The sequence below is a fragment of the Johannesbaptistia floridana genome (assembly GCF_057440575.1).
This window is the reverse complement of the sequence record NZ_JALKVM010000167.1, coordinates 1-2,458: the sequence shown is the minus strand read 5'-3', so window position 1 is coordinate 2,458 and position 2,458 is coordinate 1. Positions and strand designations below refer to the sequence as shown.

Sequence of the window (2,458 nt, the reverse complement as noted above, 5' to 3'; positions counted from 1 at the left end):
TTTTGAATCAAACATATTTATTTTGAGAAAGCAGGGAGCACCGGAGCACGGGAGCACCGGAGCACGGGAGCAGGGAGAGGGGTTTTTGGCTTTGTAATTAATCTCCTTTCAACCTTACTCTAATCAATAATTTTCTCTTAACAAAAGCAGTATTGGGTGGCGCTTGATATATACACCGATTTAAGTTATAGAAATGGAGCAAAGGAAAAAATATTTCTTGCTCTTAGAATGGTTACAACGGTCAAACTCTCTTAAAATAAATAAAAAAGTCCCACTTTCAGTGTTATTTTAACTTAAAATTCATAAAAAAAACCTGACACCTACTCAGTTGAGGAGACTTTTTGTCTAAGTAGGTAGGTAAAATTCTTAAAAAGTACAGCTATTCCTACAAAACGAAAACAGAACTAAATACTAGATCGCTAAAGATATTCTTCTTCTGTCACTATGGTAGAGAGCGATCGCCACCATCATTATAGTAAGTCAATTGGGAGTTTCTGCTAAGAAATAAAGCAGCAATCTCTTTCTAGATATGGGGTGTATAATTGTTGTGTGTTTATTGGACTAAAGTCCAACTACGAACCTAGTTTTTAACTGGGGTATATCAACCCGATTTAGATTTAACAACCTGACGGGATGACAAGGTGACTAAAAACCTTATTGAGACTAAAGTAGGGTGCGAAGCGTGCGAAGCCCGTAACGCACAACTATTATGTCATGATTTCCTGATAATATCAAGTCTGTTGAATTAGTTATATGATCAGATATCTATGAGTTCTAGATTTATTCAGCAAGCCCTAAATACTAGATCGCTTTTCAGATATGTGAACCACAAAGATATTCTTCTTCTGTCACTGTGGCAGAGAGCGATCGCCACCATCATTATAGTAAGTCAATTGGGAGTTTCTGCTAAGAAATAAAGCAGCAATCTCTTTCTAGATATGGGGTGTATAATTGTTGTGTGTTTATTGGACTAAAGTCCAACTACGAACCTAGTTTTTAACTGGGGTATATCAACCCGATTTAGATTTAACAACCTGACGGGATGACAAGGTGACTAAAAACCTTATTGAGACTAAAGTAGGGTGCGAAGCGTGCGAAGCCCGTAACGCACAACTATTATGTCATTCAATTTAACAGTATCTTTGAAACAAGTACGAGTAAGAATAGCTTGGTTAAAGTTAGTATTTTTAAGAAGAGCTCCTTGGAAATTAGCATCAGTAAGGTTGGCTTTATGAAATTACGTACCACCAATAGATGAACATGGGATTACAAGTCTACGTAACCAAGGCTCTTTGGTTTCATCTTTAAGAGTACGATAGCCAATATACGAAGCAAATAGAGAGAATGCTCCGGATCCGGCGAAGGCGAAGGCGAAGGCGAAGGCGAGGAAGATAGCCCCCCCAGATTTTGGCGATAGGTGATAGTACAAAAAATAATCAAAATGATTAAACTTACCAATCCTGATACTTGATTCTCAACACTGCTAGTATCAAAATATCTATGACAAATTAATCCACTGACAACTCAGCAACGCCTTCCTATCAGCTTTTGAAAAAGAAAATTGTTACAATTAATTAATAACGAAAAAAACTAAATCAAGTCTATGACTACAGTTTTAAATCTTGAGTCTATTATCTCTTTAAAAAGAGAACAATTCTATAAACTTTGCGTTGATAATCCAGAATTGCAATTAGAAAGAAGTCCTAGAGGAGAGTTAATTATTATGCCCCCAGTCGGTGGTGAAAGTGGCAGAAAAGAATCCCGTCTTAATTTTCAAATTAGTTTGTGGAATGAAGAAACCTTACGGGGTATTGTTTTTAGTTCATCGACTATTTTCAGTTTACCAAATGGAGGAGATCGCTCTCCCGATGTAGCATGGGTATCTTTAGAAAAATGGAAAAAATTAACCTTAGAAGAAAAAGAAGGCTGGCCGCCTATTTGCCCTGATTTTGTCATTGAATTAAGATCAAAAAGCGATCGCTTAAAACCACTACAAGAGAAAATGCAAGAATATTTAGATTCAGGATTAAAATTAGGATGGTTAATTAACCCCCAACAAAAACAAGTAGAAATTTATCGGCAAAATAAAGAAGTAGAAATTGTTAATATGCCAGTCAACTTATCAGGAGAAGATGTTTTACCACAATTAAACCTAACTTTAGATTACTAACGGTTCGGTTTTGTTGCAAAGAATGATGAAAGATAAAATAATTCTATCTGTATCTAACTTTTTTAAGCAGCAACCTCAAAAAGTGATTCAACAAATTCTTTTTGATATACACTATCCCTATGACAAACTCCATTTACTGAGATCTTGCACGAGTACTCTTGTACTAATTTAGCTGTCAGAAAAATTCATTCATTTACTTAGACCAAAGCACGCAAGTGCAAAAGTACTAAATAGGCCAACAGGCGAGAGGGGGAGAGGGGGAGAGGGGGAGAGGGGGAGAAATATGGT

General features: G+C 36.4%; 2 protein-coding genes and 1 pseudogene. 2 read left to right on the top strand and 1 reads right to left on the bottom strand.

Annotated features, from left to right (window positions below; all coding sequences use genetic code 11):
- Window positions 1–767: 767 nt before the first annotated feature.
- On the top strand, window positions 768–917 hold the full coding sequence (locus tag MW688_RS11315; RefSeq protein ID WP_486736083.1) for a hypothetical protein: 150 nt from the start codon (window positions 768–770) through the stop codon (window positions 915–917).
- 155 nt (window positions 918–1,072) lie between these two features.
- Here MW688_RS11315 and MW688_RS11310 read toward each other — a convergent pair.
- A pseudogene (locus tag MW688_RS11310) lies at window positions 1,073–1,186 on the bottom strand (hypothetical protein); the annotation flags it as partial.
- Window positions 1,187–1,603: 417 nt separating this feature from the next.
- Between MW688_RS11310 and MW688_RS11305 the strand changes: the two are divergent.
- Window positions 1,604–2,170 (top strand): Uma2 family endonuclease, encoded by a 567-nt coding sequence (locus tag MW688_RS11305; RefSeq protein WP_486736082.1) that lies wholly within the window; start codon window positions 1,604–1,606, stop codon window positions 2,168–2,170.
- The last annotated feature ends 288 nt before the right edge of the window (window positions 2,171–2,458 follow it).